The 18,420-nt window shown below is 58.3% G+C and carries 24 protein-coding genes and 1 pseudogene; 13 read left to right on the top strand and 12 right to left on the bottom strand.

What is annotated here, in order from left to right:
* Positions 1 to 210, bottom strand: coding sequence for a hypothetical protein (locus IFJ82_RS14245; protein ID WP_003618751.1), 210 nt, complete (start codon positions 208 to 210; stop codon positions 1 to 3).
* Between the two features lie 163 nt (positions 211 to 373).
* On the opposite strand from IFJ82_RS14245, the gene IFJ82_RS14240 reads away from it, so the two are divergent.
* The 6 genes from IFJ82_RS14240 to IFJ82_RS14215 all read left to right on the top strand — a co-directional run bounded on the left by IFJ82_RS14240 (position 374) and on the right by IFJ82_RS14215 (position 3,388).
* The gene (locus IFJ82_RS14240) at positions 374 to 814 is read left to right on the top strand and encodes a hypothetical protein (RefSeq protein WP_003618753.1); all 441 of its coding nucleotides are present in this window, start codon (positions 374 to 376) and stop codon (positions 812 to 814) included.
* A gap of 591 nt (positions 815 to 1,405) precedes the next feature.
* The gene (locus tag IFJ82_RS14235) at positions 1,406 to 1,732 is read left to right on the top strand and encodes a DUF736 domain-containing protein (RefSeq protein ID WP_034931914.1); all 327 of its coding nucleotides are present in this window, start codon (positions 1,406 to 1,408) and stop codon (positions 1,730 to 1,732) included.
* A gap of 339 nt (positions 1,733 to 2,071) precedes the next feature.
* The gene (locus IFJ82_RS14230; RefSeq protein WP_170213666.1) at positions 2,072 to 2,224 is read left to right on the top strand and encodes a hypothetical protein; all 153 of its coding nucleotides are present in this window, start codon (positions 2,072 to 2,074) and stop codon (positions 2,222 to 2,224) included.
* Positions 2,225 to 2,438: 214 nt separating this feature from the next.
* Entirely contained in the window at positions 2,439 to 2,666 is a 228-nt protein-coding gene (locus IFJ82_RS14225) for a hypothetical protein (protein ID WP_018307953.1), read from the top strand.
* An 11-nt stretch (positions 2,667 to 2,677) separates the two neighbouring features.
* Positions 2,678 to 2,956, top strand: coding sequence for a DNA -binding domain-containing protein (locus IFJ82_RS14220; protein ID WP_010669065.1), 279 nt, complete (start codon positions 2,678 to 2,680; stop codon positions 2,954 to 2,956).
* Between the two features lie 132 nt (positions 2,957 to 3,088).
* Positions 3,089 to 3,388 carry a transcriptional regulator domain-containing protein gene (locus IFJ82_RS14215; protein ID WP_225578689.1) on the top strand — a complete coding sequence of 100 codons (300 nt, stop codon included), beginning with the start codon at positions 3,089 to 3,091 and terminating at the stop codon, positions 3,386 to 3,388.
* 176 nt (positions 3,389 to 3,564) lie between these two features.
* Here IFJ82_RS14215 and IFJ82_RS14210 read toward each other — a convergent pair whose 3' ends face one another.
* The 3 genes from IFJ82_RS14210 to IFJ82_RS14200 form a co-directional block, all read right to left on the bottom strand.
* Positions 3,565 to 4,155: an RES family NAD+ phosphorylase gene (locus IFJ82_RS14210; RefSeq protein ID WP_003618777.1), complete on the bottom strand. Its 591-nt coding sequence runs from the start codon at positions 4,153 to 4,155 to the stop codon at positions 3,565 to 3,567.
* 4 nt (positions 4,156 to 4,159) lie between these two features.
* The gene (locus IFJ82_RS14205) at positions 4,160 to 4,786 is read right to left on the bottom strand and encodes a hypothetical protein (protein ID WP_003618778.1); all 627 of its coding nucleotides are present in this window, start codon (positions 4,784 to 4,786) and stop codon (positions 4,160 to 4,162) included.
* Between the two features lie 104 nt (positions 4,787 to 4,890).
* Complete coding sequence (locus tag IFJ82_RS14200; RefSeq protein ID WP_003618779.1) at positions 4,891 to 5,310, bottom strand: DOPA 4,5-dioxygenase family protein; 420 nt, start codon at positions 5,308 to 5,310, stop codon at positions 4,891 to 4,893.
* 119 nt (positions 5,311 to 5,429) lie between these two features.
* On the opposite strand from IFJ82_RS14200, the pseudogene IFJ82_RS14195 reads away from it, so the two are divergent.
* The 4 genes and pseudogenes from IFJ82_RS14195 to mazF form a co-directional block, all read left to right on the top strand.
* Positions 5,430 to 7,136: pseudogene (locus IFJ82_RS14195) on the top strand (conjugal transfer protein TraG); the annotation flags it as partial.
* On the top strand, positions 7,113 to 7,514 hold the full coding sequence (locus tag IFJ82_RS16060; protein WP_456306892.1) for a CopG family transcriptional regulator: 402 nt from the start codon (positions 7,113 to 7,115) through the stop codon (positions 7,512 to 7,514). The pseudogene IFJ82_RS14195 and the gene IFJ82_RS16060, both read left to right, overlap by 24 nt.
* Before the next feature lie 134 nt (positions 7,515 to 7,648).
* Positions 7,649 to 7,891: an AbrB/MazE/SpoVT family DNA-binding domain-containing protein gene (locus IFJ82_RS14190; RefSeq protein ID WP_003618721.1), complete on the top strand. Its 243-nt coding sequence runs from the start codon at positions 7,649 to 7,651 to the stop codon at positions 7,889 to 7,891.
* On the top strand, positions 7,892 to 8,221 hold the full coding sequence (gene mazF / locus IFJ82_RS14185; RefSeq protein ID WP_003618720.1) for an endoribonuclease MazF: 330 nt from the start codon (positions 7,892 to 7,894) through the stop codon (positions 8,219 to 8,221).
* Positions 8,222 to 8,421: 200 nt separating this feature from the next.
* On the opposite strand, the gene IFJ82_RS14180 is transcribed toward mazF, so the two are convergent.
* The 6 genes from IFJ82_RS14180 to IFJ82_RS14155 all read right to left on the bottom strand — a co-directional run bounded on the left by IFJ82_RS14180 (position 8,422) and on the right by IFJ82_RS14155 (position 13,546).
* Positions 8,422 to 9,495, bottom strand: coding sequence for an alkene reductase (locus tag IFJ82_RS14180; RefSeq protein WP_003618718.1), 1,074 nt, complete (start codon positions 9,493 to 9,495; stop codon positions 8,422 to 8,424).
* 254 nt (positions 9,496 to 9,749) lie between these two features.
* Positions 9,750 to 10,433: a YoaK family protein gene (locus tag IFJ82_RS14175; RefSeq protein WP_003618716.1), complete on the bottom strand. Its 684-nt coding sequence runs from the start codon at positions 10,431 to 10,433 to the stop codon at positions 9,750 to 9,752.
* Positions 10,433 to 11,695, bottom strand: a complete 1,263-nt coding sequence (locus IFJ82_RS14170) for a cation:proton antiporter (RefSeq protein ID WP_003618713.1) — start codon at positions 11,693 to 11,695, stop codon at positions 10,433 to 10,435. The genes IFJ82_RS14175 and IFJ82_RS14170 overlap by 1 nt, the downstream gene beginning before the upstream one ends.
* Positions 11,696 to 11,825: 130 nt before the next feature.
* Positions 11,826 to 12,119: a type II toxin-antitoxin system RelE family toxin gene (locus IFJ82_RS14165; protein WP_003618711.1), complete on the bottom strand. Its 294-nt coding sequence runs from the start codon at positions 12,117 to 12,119 to the stop codon at positions 11,826 to 11,828.
* Positions 12,116 to 12,376, bottom strand: a complete 261-nt coding sequence (locus IFJ82_RS14160) for a type II toxin-antitoxin system RelB/DinJ family antitoxin (RefSeq protein ID WP_003618686.1) — start codon at positions 12,374 to 12,376, stop codon at positions 12,116 to 12,118. The genes IFJ82_RS14165 and IFJ82_RS14160 overlap by 4 nt, the downstream gene beginning before the upstream one ends.
* Before the next feature lie 270 nt (positions 12,377 to 12,646).
* Positions 12,647 to 13,546, bottom strand: a complete 900-nt coding sequence (locus tag IFJ82_RS14155) for a LysR family transcriptional regulator (RefSeq protein ID WP_040510582.1) — start codon at positions 13,544 to 13,546, stop codon at positions 12,647 to 12,649.
* A gap of 225 nt (positions 13,547 to 13,771) precedes the next feature.
* Here IFJ82_RS14155 and metF point away from each other — a divergent pair, with 225 nt between their 5' ends.
* The 3 genes from metF (at position 13,772) to IFJ82_RS14140 (ending at position 15,894) form a co-directional block, all read left to right on the top strand.
* On the top strand, positions 13,772 to 14,830 hold the full coding sequence (metF, locus tag IFJ82_RS14150; protein WP_040510584.1) for a methylenetetrahydrofolate reductase [NAD(P)H]: 1,059 nt from the start codon (positions 13,772 to 13,774) through the stop codon (positions 14,828 to 14,830).
* A 4-nt stretch (positions 14,831 to 14,834) separates the two neighbouring features.
* Positions 14,835 to 15,404: an epoxyqueuosine reductase QueH gene (locus IFJ82_RS14145; RefSeq protein ID WP_231106186.1), complete on the top strand. Its 570-nt coding sequence runs from the start codon at positions 14,835 to 14,837 to the stop codon at positions 15,402 to 15,404.
* Between the two features lie 196 nt (positions 15,405 to 15,600).
* Positions 15,601 to 15,894, top strand: coding sequence for a hypothetical protein (locus tag IFJ82_RS14140; protein ID WP_003618825.1), 294 nt, complete (start codon positions 15,601 to 15,603; stop codon positions 15,892 to 15,894).
* A 158-nt stretch (positions 15,895 to 16,052) separates the two neighbouring features.
* On the opposite strand, the gene IFJ82_RS14135 is transcribed toward IFJ82_RS14140, so the two are convergent.
* Complete coding sequence (locus tag IFJ82_RS14135) at positions 16,053 to 17,081, bottom strand: methionine synthase (RefSeq protein WP_003618826.1); 1,029 nt, start codon at positions 17,079 to 17,081, stop codon at positions 16,053 to 16,055.
* A gap of 27 nt (positions 17,082 to 17,108) precedes the next feature.
* Positions 17,109 to 18,092: a DUF1852 domain-containing protein gene (locus IFJ82_RS14130; RefSeq protein WP_003618828.1), complete on the bottom strand. Its 984-nt coding sequence runs from the start codon at positions 18,090 to 18,092 to the stop codon at positions 17,109 to 17,111.
* Positions 18,093 to 18,420: the final 328 nt, after the last annotated feature.

Raw genomic sequence — 18,420 nt, 5'->3', positions numbered from 1 at the left:
TCAGTCCGGATTACCCGTGACGGCGATCCGCGCGGAACGGGCATAGAAGGCCAGCTCGGTATCGCCGGGCGCCAGAAGGTCGAGCAGGCCCTTCATGTCCTGCATGTCCGAATAGGACTGAAACGGCCCTGGTTGCTGTTCAATGGCCAGCACTGCAATGGCGAGCGCCTTTTTGACCAGATGCAGTTCGCGTCCCGTGATGTCCGCCATGACGTTGTCTCCCTGAGCAGCCCCACGATGCACGTCCGCTTGGCGGACGTCAGTACGATTCTCGTTCCGTCGATACATCGTTTTCTCTATGATGCGGATTGCGCCGTGGTGGTGGTGGCAGGCGTGACCGTCAGATCATGTCATCTTTACGGGAGCCGCCACCATGGTGATCTTCGCACCGTTCCTGATCGTCGCCGGCATCGGATTTTTCTGCTGGCTCATGTTCACGCTCGCGGTCTTCGCCTTGCCGTTTGCTGGCGGGTTGTATGCCGGGCTCTGGGCGTTTCATACCGGTGCCGGAGTGATTGGCGCCCTGATCGTCGGCGTCGTGGCGGGGATAGCGACTTTCGTCGCCGGTCAGATCGCACTCGCCTGCGCGCCGTGGATCTGGCTGAGAGGGCTGATCGTCCTGCTCTATACCGTGCCCGCCATCATTGCCGGTTATAGCGCCACGCACGGTCTCGCCGAGATGATGATGCCGTCCGTCGTCTGGCAGCTCTTCTTTTCGGTCATCGGCGCCATTGCGGTCGGCATCACCGCGTTCGTCCGCTTTACCGGCATGGCCCCGCCCGAACCGGCCAACGGGAGCGTCGCGCGGGTCTGACCGCCTGCGCGGCAGCCGGCGGGCAGGCATGGATCAGGTACCTGCCTGTCTTTCCACGTCATCGAGAGGCGGGGAGCGATGGGCAGCGAAGCGCGGATGCGACGCGCTGTTCCAGATACGGTCCGCCTGTTGAAGCAAACGAACTGGCGCTCTGATTTCCCGCAGGCCGATCGCAACGGGGAAGCCGGGCATGTCCGGTGAGGCGCAGTCCCGGAACGGGCCGGTTCGGTGGGCTGGTATGGAGGGAGGATGACGCCGTCATTCTGGTTGCCGCCGGATCTCGTGCGCTGTGCCGGTCGCCATAGTCTCCGTGATGTGTGCTCTGTCGGGCCGCGCACGCATGCTGCCTCTCAAGATGGCTGATCTAGCCGAAGGCCGGCTACGCCTCGATCGGCTATGGCGCAACAACGGGCCATAATTTTCTTCCCCTGCCGGCTGCGCCGTCATTCCTCGCGCACCAAGAAAATTCTGTCCCGCCGTCCTCCGCTGCGCTTCGGCCCCAAGGGATGCGCCGCCGCTCGCCTCCGTCTGTCCGATCGCCATCGAGGCCGCAATGGTGCGGGCTCGATAACAGAGATCACGGAGAGTATCATGGCCACCATCGGCACCTTCAAGAAAGTCGGCAACGGGTATAACGGCGAGATCGTCACCCTCTCGCTCCAGACCCCCAACGTCCGTATCGCTCCCGAGACCACGCGCGCGAACGACAACGCCCCCAGCCACCGCGTCTTCGTAGGCAGGGTGGAGATCGGGGCGGCCTGGTCCCGGCGCTCCAACGAGGGGCGCGACTATCTGAGCCTCAAGCTCGACGATCCGAGCTTCAACGCCCCGATCTTCGCCAATCTCTTCGATGACGAGGACGGCGAGGGTTACAGCCTGATCTGGTCCCGCCCCAATGGTCGCCGCAACGGCGACTGAAGTGCCCGCGATCCCCGCCCGGCCGGTCCGGGCGGGGCCTTCGCATGACCGGTTGGAAACCAGCGGGCGTGCGCAGCAGTCGCGCTCCTCTCGATCTGCCGGGGTGCGGGCAAGAAAGGGGAACAGGGCTTCCCTCAGTCTTCCCATTATACCATGCCCGGCGTGAACCGCCTCAAGGACGCGCGGTCCCCCCAATTTTGCCCGGCGCACCCTACGGGCACACCGGACAAAATCGGCTCCCCCGGGCGCCGCTGGCGCGGTCGCCTGCGGCGATCCCTGACCCGGCTCCCGCGTGCATGAGGCGGAGTCCTGTCTTCGAGAAACGAAAGGAGCAGGACGATGACCACGCTACACGACCATATCCAGATGCTGCGCGCCGAACTGACCAGCTTTTACCTGAGCCACGGGGAGCGCCGACGGATCGAACGAGAACTGAAGCTGGCATGCGCGCAATTCGCGGCGGACCGATACGACGAGACCCCCCCCGCATAGAGCGGGGGGCTTTTCGTATGGTCGCCCGTGCCATCGGATATCCAGGCGCCGATTCCACTTTGCCATCCTCCTGAAAGAACGTTGTTGAATCTCTCTAACACGACTATTATAGTCGTATTACTGGTGTGCATGCCCCGCGTGTCGGATGTGATCATGGATGATCACTGGCCGACAGGTAAGGGCGGCACGGGCACTCCTGAACTGGACACAGGAGATGCTCGCTGAAAAAGCCCTCGTAGCACTGACCGCGCTCAAGCGCCTTGAATCCGAACGCGGTCTCGGCGTTCATGAGGGCACGACCGACCAGGTTCGCCGCGCGCTGGAAGCGGCGGGCATCCTGTTCATCGAGTCCGGACAAGGGCGTGGCGTCATGTTTCTTAACGAGACTTCCGGCATCGAAACGCGGCAGGCTAGGGTGCGTCGCGTTCGTTCTCCGACCTGATCGACTCCATCATGCAGAAGCCCCCGCTCGACCCGTCTGTCGCCGACAGCGCTCCGGAAGCGTCCTGTCTCACCGGCTACGACGAACAGCATCTGATTACCTATCTCCGCCTGCTGGATGCCGAGGCCGACGGCGCCGACTGGCGCGAGGTCGCCCGCATCGTGCTCCACCGCGACCCGGTGGTTGACCCCGAGGGCGTCCACCGCTGCTGGCACAGTCATCTGGCGCGGGCGCACTGGATGACCGAGCATGGCTACCAGCATCTGCTGCGCGGCGGCGCGCCCCACTGACACCCTGAATCGTTGCGTGACCTGCAAGACCTGTTGCAGGTGCGGGGCGTAGCGGGCAACGGGACGGTCTGGCATACTCTCGCGAGCAAGTACTTGCCCTGTTCCCACCCGTTACGCATCGGAGACGACGCCATGAGCCGCGCCAACTGGCGGTCGGCGGGCGCGTACGAGGGCCTGCGGTCGCTCGACGCTCCTGCCTTTGCCTTGCAGTTTGTCAGTCGCAATCGGGACTTTATCCGTGATCGTGCCGCCCTTCAGCGCGCCGCGCTCCGGGCCGCGCTGTCCACGTCAGACGCCGAAGCCTTCGCCCGGCGCTGGGGGTTGCGATTTCGAGAGTGTCCGCACGGCCCTCAATCCGCGTACCGCCCGCTGGACTGTTGCGGTATCGCCGGCCGTGATTGCGGTTGTCCGCCTGCCGACAGCACTGGCTGACGCGGCGTATCATCCGGTCTCCCTCGCTCGGGCAGAACTGCCGCCTGATATGGCGGGAGAAGTGCTGGTCGAGCAGGGGGAGATGATCCTGCGGCTGTACGTCTTGCCGCCTGACGGGGCTCGGTGGACTGGAATTTCGGGCGGAAGCGCGGGCTCGGGATTTGAAACCTTGCCGGTCAGCTCGTCAGTCCCACGCCATAGATCTCCATCAGTTCATAGAACCAGTCCGCATCGAGATTGTCGCTCTGGGAGGCGATCGCAATCGCGCTCTCCGTCCGGTTGAAAAGAGCGAAACAGATCTGATCGTTGTCATGACGGGCGCGGTAGCTGATGCCGTCCGCATCGGACCATGCGTCGTGAACGGCTTTCGACCACGCGTGCGGCAGATCGTACGGCAGGCCGGATGATGTGACCTCCGCCGTGGCGCCGAGTACAGCCAGTCCGGGACCGTGCAGCTCCACCAGCCGCAGTTCTCGATTGGCGCTCAGGATGGCGCAGGCCTTGGCGGCGATGAGATCCATCGGCAGCAGCGTGCGTCCTGGCGCGCGCAGGAACGTCTCCGCGAACGCGCCGGCCTGCTGTTCCGCCGTGTAGAGAACGCCATGAGAGCCGTTCGGCGCGTTGAGACGCCCGGAGCGCGAACGGTCGAAATAGACGGGGTCATGAGCGCGGGAGTGAAAACGATGCAGGGGATGGCCCGCGGGCAGAATGCGCCAGCGGGGTTGCCGGGAAGCGAGGTCTCCCGGCGGCCAGGGCTGGTCCGGCACGCGGTCAGCCGCCCTGGACGCCGATGGACTGCGCGGCTTTCACCACCGCCTCTGTCTTGCCGGCGCCCAGCGCTTCGATCGGTGTCTGCCCGTCGAGTTGTGCGAGCGGCGTGACCAGGAAATTCAGACGGAACCATGCGCTTTCGCTTGGCAGGGCGGCGAGCACCGGCTTCAAACCCGACATGACCCCATCGCCGGTGAACTGCGCGACCGGATAGCGCCGCTCGCCGCTCGGTCCCGGAACCGCCAGGATCGCCTGTTCACGGACCTTCTTCTCGATGGCCTGGCGCGTGACTCTGAGCAGTTCCCTGACCTGATCGAGCGTGTAGGCACCGCCCGCGCGCCGAAGATCGTCGTCCCTGATCTGTTTCCCGCGTAACAGGGCAAGTCCCCGCGGGCCGACCGCATAGGCATCTGTAGCGGTCTCGCGGGAGGGGGAGCGACCGGCTTGCGGACGAACCTCGTATTCCAGCACCTGTGGCTTCGCGCTGACACGTCCGGGGGCTGTCTTGCGTGCCGCCAGTTCCAGCCCGGCAGGCACCATCACGATGCTGCCCACGCCGAGAAGTCGGGTTCTCGTATGGCTTCCCGCAACGCGGGCGCGCGTTTCCGAAACGGGTGTCGTGGGCATCCTGTCGCCTCCTGGCAGAGTCTTCTTCGTGATGGCAATATAGGAAACCATGACAACCAAAGCAACCAATAGAACGCTGCCACGCTCCTGGCTTCGGGCTGGCGTCAGATCGGCGCCGTGCCCGCCGGTTCAGTATTCGGAGCCCCTGCGTCGTCCGCCTTCAGCGAGTCTTCCGGTAGCTGCTCTGGCAGCAAGGCGCGACGCTGCCCGAGCCAGAGTCCGTCGCTGATGTGATCCCGGCGCGGAGAACGCGTATTCGGGTGGATCAGGATGCTCAGGCCCCGGTGATTGAGTATCAGCCAGGGAACGAGCGTCGCGAACAGCCCGGTCTCGAAGGCGATCTGATACATCGGCAACGTGTGTGGGCCGACCGGAACCTCGTGCCAGCGACCCAGCCGGACCACGAAGCGCTCGGCGACCTCGGCGCGAAGCCTTTCCGCCGCCGCGCGTTCCATTGCGCCGTCGAAATAGACATGGGCATGATAGCTGGCGATGGAGTCGATCAGGCGGATGGTGTCGGTCATCGTTCAATCCCTGCGGACTGGCCGTCCGTCCGTTTATTATCCGCTGCTGTCCTGCGGCCCCAGGCGTTGTCATTAGACCTTGAATATCGGAGAATCGAGCTGTCTGGTCGGTTCCTGTCATGAACCAGACCAGGATCCTCTGGGGCTCGGTGTTTGCTGTCGGCACCGTGATCCTCGCCTTCACGTGGGCGGCGACGCAATGGACCGCCTGGCGGCTCGGCTTCCAGACGCAGCTTGGCGCTCCGTGGTTCATGCTGCTCAGTTGGCCAGTCTATTATCCGCCGGAATTCTTCTGGTGGTGGTTCGCCTACGACGCCTATGCTCCGGACATCTTTACCATCGGCGGGTATATCGCGGCGGCGGGCGGCGTGGCCGCCGTCATCGTCGCGATCACGATGTCCGTCTGGCGCGCCCGCGAGAAGAAGCGCGCCACCACTTATGGCTCAGCGCATTGGGCCGACCCGCGCGAGATCCGTCGCGCCGGATTACTCGCCCCCGATGGCGTGGTGCTGGGCCGCTCGGCCGATGCCTATCTTCGCCATGATGGGCCGGAACATGTCCTGTGCTTCGCGCCCACCCGCTCGGGCAAGGGGGTGGGACTGGTGGTGCCGACGCTGCTGACCTGGCCAGGTGCGGCGATCGTCCATGACATCAAGGGCGAGAACTGGACACTGACCGCCGGCTGGCGCGCCCGCTTTGGTCGGGTGCTGCTGTTCGATCCGACCAACCTCGCCAGCGCCGCCTACAATCCACTGCTGGAGGTCCGGCGCGGTGAACGGGAAGTCCGCGACGTGCAGAACATCGCCGATGTGCTGGTCGATCCCGAGGGCGCCCTTGAGAAGCGCAACCATTGGGAAAAGACCAGCCACGCCTTGCTGGTCGGCACCATCCTGCATGTCCTCTACGCCGAGGAAGACAAGACCCTGGCCGGGGTCGCCAATTTCCTCTCCGACCCCAAGCGGGCGATCGAGACCACGCTGCGCGCCATGATGACCACGCCACATCTTGGCGCGAAGGGTGTGCATCCGGTGGTCGCCAGTTCCGCGCGGGAACTGCTGAACAAGAGCGACAATGAACGCTCGGGCGTGCTGTCCACCGCCATGTCGTTTCTCGGTCTATATCGTGATCCGGTGGTGTCGCATGTGACCCGGCGCTGCGACTGGCGGATCCGGGACCTTGTCGCCGGCAGCCATCCGGCGACGCTGTATCTGGTGGTACCCCCATCGGATATCAGCCGCACCAAGCCGCTGGTCCGGCTGGTGCTCAATCAGATCGGCCGTCGTCTGACCGAGGAACTGGAGGCGAAGCGCCGCCATCGCCTGCTGCTGATGCTCGATGAGTTCCCGGCGCTGGGGCGGCTGGACTTCTTCGAGAGCGCGCTGGCCTTTATGGCGGGCTATGGGATCAAGAGCTTCCTGATCGGACAGAGCCTGAACCAGATCGAAAAAGCCTATGGGCAGAACAACTCGATCCTCGACAACTGCCATGTCCGGGTCAGTTTCGCGACCAACGATGAACGGACCGCCAAACGGGTCTCCGACGCGCTCGGCACCGCGACCGAGATTCGTGACGCGAAGAACTATGCCGGCCACCGGCTTTCGCCGTGGCTCGGGCATCTGATGGTGACGCGCCACGAAACCGCGCGGCCGCTGCTGACGTCCGGCGAGATCATGCAGCTTCCCCCTGACGAAGAACTGGTAATGGTCTCGGGCTGCCCGCCGATCCGGGCGCGCAAGGCGCGGTATTTCGAAGACGCCGAACTGGCCGCGCGCGTCCTCCCGCCACCCCGGTTCGAGCCGCCTCTGGCTCCGGATGGAACGCCACCCATCGCCGATTACGCCGCCCGTAAGAAGGTGCCGCAGGCGCTGATTGTGGAGACGGCGCTGGCATCGTTTCTGTCGCCGGATGGGCCGGAGCGGCTGGAGGCGGCGCTCGCTCGGCGGCTGGACCGGATGACGCGGCAGCTGGAGCGGATGGAACGACGGGTGACGATCTCCAATGAATCGCTCGCCGTGTTCGTGCGGTTCTGGCTCACCAGCACTCCCCCACTGCCCGATGCGGCTTTGGCTGCGGCGCAGAGCAAGGGGCGGGAGCGGTATGACGGCTTTGTCGAGGCTGTCGGACGCAGGTTGGCGCGTGGGACGACGCTGGATGATGAGGTCAGGCTGGACGTGGGATCTGAGGCGGAACGGCACGATACCTGAGTCGGTTAAGGGGGGAATGCAGAAGGTCCGGTTTGCATACCTGGCTCATTGGAAGCGGACATTGGCTACTTTTAGCTTGAAACAGAAGTGGCCGAAGGTGTATCTACAATGTAGACACACAAAGGAGAGATCCAATGCATGGGACCGTTCGCAAATGGGGGAACAGCGCTGCCATCCGTCTACCAGCCAATATCCTTGAAGCGGTTCACCTACAGATCAATCAGGCTGTTGATGTCCGGGAAGAAGATGGGCGTATCATCATTCAACCGGTTCACCCTGCTGTCCTTTCGCTGGACACCCTGACTGCCGCCATCACGGATGATAACCGTCACGGTGAAGTGAGTTTTGGGCCTGAAATTGGCGGAGAGATCTGGTAAATGTCAGCATGGGTGCCAGATTGCGGAGACATCGTCTGGCTGGAGTTTGATCCTCAGGCAGGGCGTGAACAATCTGGGCATCGCCCGGCTGTGGTGCTTTCGCCAGTTAGTTACAACAAAAAATCTGGTATGATTGTTTGTTGCCCGACAACGACAAAAATCAAAGGGTATCCCTTTGAAGTGCCTTTGACAGGAGAGCCGACAAGCGTGGTTCTCTCTGATCAGGTTCGCAGTCTTGATTGGCGCGCCAGACGAGCAAAGCATAAAGGTCGGGTCTCCGAAAGAGAACTGGAAGCGGTGCGCGAACGAACAAGACTACTCGTCGGGTGACTGGGGGAAACAGACAGTCGGCTATCGGGATAGAGTTACCGAAAACAGCCTTTCGCAGTGTTCACATTCATGGCAGGGAGTAGAACTATTCAGGTGATTTCGCCTACTTCACGACAAGTATCACGTCGGCGGCTAAATATTTTCTATAGTTCAAATGCAAGTTCCTTCCATTGGAAGGAACTTGCGGGAAAAATAGGGTATCAGCGAGCAAGCGGATAATCCGTATAGCCTTCTGCACCCTGCGAGTACCAGGTGCGGATATCGTCCTTGTTCTGGGGCAGATTGTCTTCCAGACGACGCACGAGGTCCGGATTGGCGAGGAAAGGCCGACCAAACGAAATGGCGTCCGCAACACCGGTAGCGACTGTCTCGATCGCTTCTTCCCGTGTGTAGTCCTGATTCAGAACCAGCGGCTTCCTGAAGACTTCGCGGATCGGACCATGCAGCTTGGGCTGGTCGGTCTTGCCGAACGTGCCGTTCGGTCCGGGCTCGCGCAGTTCAAGGAAAGCGATATCGAGGTCATTCAGCAGCTTTGCGGCCGGCACAAAAACCTGCCCTGGATGACTGTCGATGCAGCCCTGCGTATCGCCATTGGGGGACAGCCTTACTGACGTTTTGTGCGCGCCAATCGTTGCGATCACGCGTTCGGTGACTTCACGCAGGAAGCGGATGCGGTTTTCCGGCGAACCGCCATATTCGTCGGAACGATGATTGGTGCCGTCCCGCAGAAATTCGTCGATCAGATAACCGTTGGCGGCATGAATCTGCACACCGTCAAAGCCTGCCTGAAGGGCATTGCGAGCAGCATTTTCGTAGTCGTTCAGGATGCGGGCAATGTCCTCCTTGGTGAGAGGGCGGGCGACTTCGGGAGCCTGCTTGCCATCGTACGTATGGAGGGCTTCAGGCGCTTTTGTCGCCGAGCAGGACACAGGTTGCTGGCCCGTCACGCTGGAATGAACCATCCGACCCATATGCCAGAGCTGGGCCACAATCTTTCCGCCCTTGGCGTGAACTGCGGCGGTGATGGGCTTCCAGGCTTCCACCTGTTCCTGCGACCACAGGCCCGGCGCATACGGCCAGCCAAGACCTTCGCGGCTGATCCCGGTCGCTTCTGAGATGATCAGACCGGCTCCGGCCCGTTGCGCGTAATATTCGGCCATGATGGGGGTGGGCACATGATCACGGGTGCTCCGACCGCGTGTCAGCGGCGCCATGAGAATTCTGTTTTTGGCGTAAATGCTTCCCAGTTCAATCGGCTCAAACAGGCTGGTCATGACAGATCCTTCTTAAAAGATGCAGTTCCTATGAATTTGGGAAGCCTCACGAGGAATACAACAGAAGGCTTACAACCTCGTCTGACTTGAGGTGAGCACTGCCTGTCTGCTGAATTGGTGAAGCCGACAGGCAGATTTGGGGGGGAAGCTGAATGTCGGCTGTCAGGCATGAAAATCTGACCTGACCGAGAGGCAGATTCGCATCATAAACGCGTTACGTCCTGCGTCTGATCCTGACCTGTCAGACAGGGTGTTCAATTATCGTCCTGCCCGGAACGCTCCGTTTTCCAGATATCCCGGTATAGAAAGACAAGGAAAGGGACGGGCCAGAGGAACGGAAAACTACCGTGCAGGGCCAGCCCCGTAGCGGCGGCCATCACGCCTGCCAGAAAAGCCCCCCACGAAAGTAGCGGCAGAAAAATGCTTCCTGCGATAGGGCGAATGTTCCTGTCCGGCGCAATCCATGACGCCATCCATTCCGCAATTCCCGATGCGGCTTTTAACAGGTTTGTCGTCACGACGATCGTGGGCATGGGCGTGCCGGAGAATTTCGCGATCGTTTCGCCCTGCACGGCCAGAAGTGCCGGAAGCACGAGAAATTCTCCCCAGTAACGCAGGGACGATCCCTGAACCGCCTGCGCCAGAACCATGAAGATCGTCATGACCATGACCCCGCAAGCTGGCGACCATAACAGCCGCATCAGGCTGGCCAGAATAGCGGCAAGAAAAAATACGCCCAGCACACCCATCAGAAGCAGGCCGTGCTGCCAGTTCCCACTGATAAACGAGGCGCCCATATGCGTGGTATTGCCGGTCATCGCGCCGGCAAAGACACCGCTCAGATCGACGAAACTCAGGGCATCCACATAGCCTGCGACAAGCCCGAGAATGAGAACCCGCCGGGCGGAAATCGAGACGGGAAGAAGGGAAGACGGCATTACTGCGGCCGGGAGACGATTGACGGATAGAGCCTGCGGGCGACCCGCTCCATGGTCAGCCCCTGCACGATGATGGTGAACACCACGACACCGTAACAGACAGGCAGCAGCAGATCACGCAGGTCTCCGTGCGGCAGGCCAAGCGCCAGAGAAACCGAGATGCCGCCACGCAGGCCGCCCCATGTCAGGATGCCGAGGACACGGCCCCGCTCCCACTGCCGGAGATGAACCGGCAGGGTGGAGAACAGCACACTCAATGCCCGCACGGCAATGGACAGCGGGATCACGGCAAGCGTCGCCAGAACCGTGAACAGATGCGGCGTGATCTCCAGTATTTCAAAGCCGATGAGCATGAACAGCAGGACGTTCAGCACTTCGTCAATCAGCGTCCATGCAATGTCGAGTTCCTTGCGCGATACTTCATCGAAAATGGAATGGCTGTAGCTGGTTCCGAAGCAGAGACCGGCCACGACGACGGCAATCGCACCGGACATCCCCAACTGATTGGCGATGCTGAAGGTTCCGGTCGCCAGAGCCAGCGAGGTCAGCAGATCAATATGCGGGTCACGCTGTCCCTTGAGCACACGAAGAGCAATCCACCCGGTTATCGCTCCAAGAAGACCACCACCGAGCGCTTCGCGGCAGAAGCTCATGGCAATCTCAGAAGCGCCCACCCCTTGACTGTCTCCAGTCGCCAGCCCGATCGTCACACCGAAAATGACGACGCCCACGCCGTCATTGAACAGGCTCTCGCCCGCAAAGACGGCCTGTAGCGGTCCTGGCAGTCCCAGACGTTTCAGCATTCCCACGACCGAAACCGGGTCTGTCGGAGCGAGGATAGCGCCGAGCACGATGCACCATGTAAAGGGAACGGCATGGCCCAGCAGCGGGAAAACACACCACGCCGCGACCGCCAGAAACGCCACGGCCAGAACGGTTCCCAGAATGGAGAGAGCGGTCACAGACATCAGCTTTGCTCGCAGATGCCCGACATCCACCTGCATGGCTCCCGCAAAAAGCAGCAGCGACAGGGCACCGTTCAGAAGTGCCGCAGGCAGATTGATCGCGCCGAGTACAGACCGTGGGAGAGCCTGAAGGTCATAGGCCGGGATCAGAGGGTTCAGGATCATGACCAGAAGCGAGGTCAGCAATGAGAAGACCAGAACGCCGATCGTGACAGGAACACGCAACGTATGGTGGTTGAGAATGCTGAAGCCTGCCGAGAGCGTCAGGAGTAGAGCAAGAAGGCTGATGGTATCCATGACCTCACCGCTGACTGCTCAGGCTCCTTACGTCAAGAAAAACCGAAAATAGTCCGCTATTCGAGAAGCTTAACCGGGCATTGAATGACAAAAATGAGGCGGGAGCTGACTTTCTACCAAGAAAGTAAATTCACTCTGTTCGCTTCGAAGCCAGTTCATAAATCTCATTATCGGCTCTCCGGCCAACGGCAATTACATAGATGACGATCCGTTCGTCGATGACCTGATAAACAAGGCGGTAACCATCTTTCAGAAGCTTGATCTTATAAAACCCTGATAGGTCGCGATGCAGTTCGTTTCCTGGAGAGTGAGGGTTCCAGATCAGCTTTTCCAGCTTCTTTTCAAATTTCTTACGCACGCTGCCGTCAAGAGCATCCCACTCTCTGAGCGCTCTGTCGTCGAATTCAAGACAATACTCTTTCATTCGCGATGACGGTTCTTAAGCTCTGCAAAAGTCATACGATGCTTTTGGGCAGGGTTTTTTAGGCGTTCGCGCACAATCTCGATAAGCTCCGCATCCTCGTCTGTGACAAGCCTCCGCTTGACGGGAGAGCGACCCGTTTCAGCAATATACGCGAGCGTATCGCGCAGTGCGTCAGAAAGTGAAATGCCTTGAGCCGACAACTTCTTAACTGCGGCTGCCTTCAGCGTTTCATCTACCCGGAATGTAACAGCAGACATACAAAGCCTCCTTGCGTGTATGCACATATGTATCACAGTTGTTGGTACAAATGAAGCGAAAGATGGTCGATGCTGATGTCTGCATTCGAGAAACCTGATCGGTTGCGGAAACGGCAGAAAAGAGGCGTAAGCAGCAGGTCCGCTTCTATATCACTGAGCGGACTGACCGTTCAGGGGGAATACGGAAGGTCCGGTATCGAAAGGAAAACAGAGAAACCGGACATTGTAAAAAAACAAGTAGGTTCTATATGTGGATTTCGAAGGCAATACTTAAGTGTCTGAATCAGGTGAAGCGGCGAATTCGATAAAATCTTGCAGGTATCGAATCTCTTCATCAGTTTCGCGGCAACCAAGAAATATCTGTTTTGCAATGCCTTTCTTGCCAAGCTTCACAGGATAAAGATCAAAGCGGGAAGCGTACTCTTCCACAAGCCAGCGAGGAAGTGCTGCAACGCCCCGTCCATGTGCCACCATCACCAGCATGATATCAGTGGTTTCAATTTGTTTCTGATGCCGCGGACCAATACCAGCAGGCTGCAGAAACTGTGTATAGATATCCAACCGCTCGGATGGAACGGGATAGGTGATCAATGTTTCGCCCGCAAGTTGCTCCGGCAAGACAAACTTCTCATTCCGCAGAGGATGTCCAGGGCCAACGGCCAGAACAAGTTCATAATCGAATACCGGCGTGAATTTCAGGCCAGGTTTGTAAAGCGGATCAGGCGTGACCACGATATCGATTTCATTGCTGAACAACGCACCAATACCGCCAAACTGGAACTTCTGCCGCACATCCACATCAACTTTGGGCCACCTCTCCAAATAAGGGGAGACCACCTTCAGAAGCCACTGATAGCAGGGATGACACTCCATGCCGATGCGGAGTGTGCCACGCCCGCCATTTGCGAACTGCTCAAGGCGGCTTTCCGCGAGCTCAAATTGAGGAAGCAGACGGTTCGCCAGAGAAAGCAGCCATTCGCCTGCCTGGTTGAGCACAAGGGAACGTCCCTCACGGCGCCATATCTTGACGCCAAGCTGCTGTTCAATCTTGCGGATGGCATGGCTGAGCGCCGGCTGGGTCAGGTTCAGACGCATTCCTGCGGCCGTCAATGAGCCTTCTCGCGCGACTTCCCGAATAATTGTCAGATGACTGCGCTCCAGAACACTCATGACTTACCTCTCGAATGCACGAAATTCATATAATTATAAAAACATATCATTTCAGTTCACTTACATAAACTTTTATCGTGATGGTTTACAGGATTCTTTCGGATAGCTTTCTATGATCCCGACCGATAATCGTGGCCTCTTGTGCTCTGAATCTGAATACAAATTCGATCGCCAGCATGAGACATGCAGGGAACGAGCCGGAGATTGTGTTTCCCTGCAACTGACATGACAGACAGATTGAACGGATTGGTCTCGGAGGAACGGATCGGCAACCTGCTGTCGTGCAGCTGCGACATGCCGCCACCTGCGCTTTCCTTTGAATTCGTCCCGCCAAGAACAGAACCTATGGAGCAGCGGTTATGGCAATGCATCCGGCGCCTTGCACCGCTCTCGCCGTGCTTCGCGTCCGTGACCTATGGTGCGGGCGGAAGCACTCAGGCCAGCACTTATGCGACGGTGTTGCGCCTCAGACGTGAGACTGACCTCGTACCGGCTGCCCATCTGACATGTGTCGGTGCGACACGGGAAGAAGTCGACGCTATCGCCCGCAGCTATTGGGAAGCAGGGATCAGGCACATCGTGGCACTGCGCGGCGATCCACCAGCGGGAACAGCGGACTACACTCCGCATCCGGGTGGTTATGCCTATGCCCGCGATCTCGTCGCGGGGTTACGTCGTATCGCCGATTTTGACATCTCCGTCGCTGCCTACCCGGAAACGCATCCGGCAGCCCTTAGCCCTGAAGCCGATCTCGACAATCTCAAAAGTAAGCTTGATGCGGGGGCCACACGCGCCATCACGCAATATTTCTTTGACGCTTCGACCTGCCTGCGCTTCCTTGACCGGTGTCAGTCCGCTGGTATCAACGCGCCCATCATTCCGGGCATCATGCCGGTCTCGAATTACGAGCAGGTGGCACGCTTCTCGGCGCTTTGTGGGGTCGCGGTGCCAGCCTGGCTCAGGCGTCTGTTTGAAGACACCGACGAAAACCCGGAACTCCGGCGCATCGTCGCCAGTATTGTGGCGGTGGAGCAGATCCGAACCTTGCAGGCCAACGGTATCAACGAATTTCATATCTCCACGTTGAATCGTGCGGACCCGACTTATGCAATCGCCCATATCCTCGGACTGCAGGAGATCGGCCGTTCCATATTGGATCATGTGGCAGACTATCCGGAACAGGAAGAGACAAGTGATGAACGAGAAGCCGAGACAAATTCTGACACCGCCGGGCGGACAGAGGAAGGTGCTTCTCCATTCATGCTGCGCACCATGTTCGGGTGAGGTGATGGAGGCGATGACGGCATCGGGCATCGACTACACGATCTTCTTCTACAACCCGAACATCCACCCCGAGCGGGAGTATCTCCTCCGCAAGGACGAAAACATCCGGTTTGCCGAAAAACATGATGTTCCTTTTATCGACGCTGATTACGACAAGGATAACTGGTTCGCCCGGGCGAAAGGCATGGAATGGGAGCCGGAACGTGGCGTACGATGCACCATGTGCTTCGACATGCGCTTCGAGCGGACCGCACTCTACGCCCATGAGCATGATTTCCCGGTCATGACGAGTTCGCTCGGTATTTCACGATGGAAGAACATGGCGCAGATCAACGAGTGCGGGCAACGCGCCGTATCTCCCTATGACGGGCTGTCCTACTGGGATTTCAACTGGCGCAAAGGGGGAGGCTCCGCCCGGATGATCGAGATCAGCAAGCAGGAGCGCTTCTACCAGCAGGAATATTGCGGTTGCGCCTATTCGCTGCGGGATACCAACGCCCATCGTCGCAGCCAGGGCCGCCCGGCGATCGAACTTGGCAAGCTGTATTATGGAACGAACGATGACGCCTCATAACACGCCGCAGGACGACGAGGCGTTTTCCGACACTACGACGATTGTGCCGAGGCTGAACCACCAGGCTCGTCATCGGGCCGGTCCATCTCTGGCCTGCGACGATCCTGATGACGAAAGCCCGTTCGGATGCCCGTGTTGCGTGGTGCCCTGGTTTCGTTGAGCCGGATGAAATGCGGCTCAGGCTTTGACGCGCACCATGCCACAGACCCTTGCCGCAGACATCATGCGCTATCTTCAAATGCCTGATCGCCCGGTGCTGTCCAAAGGAGAACAGATATCCCGTTTTGTCGATTTCCTCTCGGAAACTCACAAAATCGTCGGCTGTCGACGGGGAGAGTGCCGCAAGCGTTTGCGCCGGTTCAGCCATGTGCTCGGCGCTTCCCGCCCCATGGCCGATACGGCAAGAGATGTCGAACGGCTGATCATAACGATGCAAGACATCGGCACACGCCCCCTCACCCCTGCCAGGCTTCAGGACGCTTTTCGCTGACGTTTTACAGTGCGGACGATGTTGCAAGACTGTTGATCTCCCCCGAAACCCTGACGTCATGGAGAAGCTGAATCGTATCCTGCTTGCCCAAGGGAGAGCGTATCGACATGGTCGTCTCTACTTCTCTCCCTCTTTTGGAATCCACCTACGGCAGTCTGTCAGGTCGAGAGTTCTTTACGAACGATTTCCGCACCTGCCCCCAGAGCATTGAGCTTGCCTCGTGCCACGTCACGCGGCAAAGGCGCCATGCCGCAGTTCGTGCAGGGATAAAGCTTGTCGGCATCGACAAACTGAAGCGCTTTTCGCAAGATATCAGCGACTTTTTCGGGTGTCTCAATGGTTTTTGTGGCAACGTCAATGGCGCCGACCATCACTTTTTTCCCGCGAATGAGTTCGATCAGATCCATCGGAACACGGGAATTCTGACATTCCAGAGAGACAAGATCGATATTGGATTTTTGAATCTTGGGAAAGATTTCCTCATACTGACGCCACTCTTCCCCCAGCGCGTTTTTCCAGTCGATATTGGCTTTGATACCATAGCCATAGCAGATATGGACGGCGGTTTCGCATTTAAGGCCTTCAATGGCCTTTTCCAATGTGGCGATGCCCCAGTCATTCACCTCATCGAAGAACACATTGAAGGCAGGCTCATCAAACTGGATGATATCGACGCCAGCCGCTTCCAGCTCTCTCGCTTCCTGATTGAGGATCCTGGCAAATTCCCACGCCAGCTTTTCGCGGCTTTTGTAGTGGCCGTCATAGAGCGTGTCGATCATGGTCATCGGGCCGGGGAGAGCCCATTTGATCGGTTTCTTCGTCAGTGCGCGTAAAAACTTCGCATCCTCGACAAAGACAGGCTTCTCGCGTGCCACAGCACCGACAACTGATGGCACACTGGCATCGTAACGGTTGCGAATTTTAACCGTCTGACGGTTCTCAAAGTCGACGCCGCTGAGATGCTCGATAAATGTTGTGACGAAATGCTGACGCGTCTGTTCGCCATCGCTGACGATATCAATACCGGCCCGGTCCTGATCGTCCAACGTCAGGCGCAACGCATCCTGTTTACCTTCGATCAGTTCCTCGCCGTGCAATTTCCAGGGAGACCAGAGGGTCTCCGGTTTGGCGAGCCAGGACGGCTTGGGCAGGCTGCCGGCTGTGGAGGTCGGGAGTAGCGTTTTCATAAGAATTGATCCTGCATTTCTGATTGATCAGGCGGCGTAGCTGGCAGACCACTGCTCAAGAACATCGTAGTAAGGTTCGCTGAAATTCTCTTCCGTATACTTCCCCTGTGCCGTTGCCAGCTGAGTGCGTTCCTCCCGGTCATAGATAATGAGGGTATTTGAATAATCCTGGTGCTTCAGACTGGGCTTGTAACAATCGGCTGCCGAGGCATTGGCGTTGTAGATTTCAGGGCGGTAAACCTTCTGAAAGGACTCCATCGTGCTGATGGTGCTGATAAGTTCAAGCGTGGAGTAATCAGACAGCAGATCACCGAAAAAATAGAACGCCAGCGGAGCTGCACTGTTGGAGGGCATGAAATAGCGAACCTTCATCCCCATTTTTGCAAAATATTCGTCCGTGAGTGAGAATTCACGCTGCTGGTATTCAACACCCAGAATAGGGTGCTGATTTTCTGTCCGATGATAGGTCCGGTTGGTAGAAACACTGAGGCATATCAAAGGACGTTTTTTGAAGTTCTTTTTATATGCGGCGGAATTTATAACACTTTTAAAGAGATTGCCATGCAGATCTCCGTAATTGTGAGGAACGCTGAATTCTGTCTTGTCTTTATTATATTTCGGCAGCAGCACGCTGAAATCATAATCTCTCACATATGAGGAAAAGCTGTTCCCTGCGAGACCTTCTATACGCCTATTTTCCTTTTTATCGACAATCGTTGTGTACAATACTTCAATCAGAGGAAAACTGTCATTTTTTCCAGCAAAAGCGAGATCCATCTCTACAGAGACAATTTCCAGTTCAATGGAATAACGGTCTCTCGTGGGGTTATCCCAATGCGCCAGTTCATTGAAACGATTGTCAATCATTCTGATGACATTACGTAGATTTTCCTGACGGCTTTCCCCTCTCGCCAGATTGGCAAAATTGGTCGTGAGACGCGTCCGGTCAGATGGATGATAGGTCTCATCGAAGCGAAGTCGATGAATACTGAATGTTGAATCCTGAATCATTGTGGTTCTACTTCTCTTTTCCCGAAAAAACCAGAACCAGACCAAACGGTAGACAGGAAGTCTCTCGTTTTGGTTTCTGACGTTCACAGGCTGCAATCGTTATCGTGATCGCTTTATGCCCGAATAAAACCGTGAACAAAAATGATTTTAATTCATAAAAATATAGATATCATTCATAGTTTATTATCGGAATAAGCCTGCTGTTCAGGCGCCTACAATTAGGACTTTTTCCGCCCAAAGTGGCGATAGAGATATGCAATAGTCATGTCGGCTTTTGGGCAACTCTCCCAACTGCCTGGCATGTCCGGGATGAGGGCGGAAGCGGCCT

Origin of the sequence: Novacetimonas hansenii (assembly GCF_014843995.1) — a bacterium.
Classification (GTDB): domain Bacteria; phylum Pseudomonadota; class Alphaproteobacteria; order Acetobacterales; family Acetobacteraceae; genus Novacetimonas; species Novacetimonas hansenii.
Note: the sequence above shows the minus strand (reverse complement) of the source record. Positions and strands in the feature narration are given on the sequence as shown.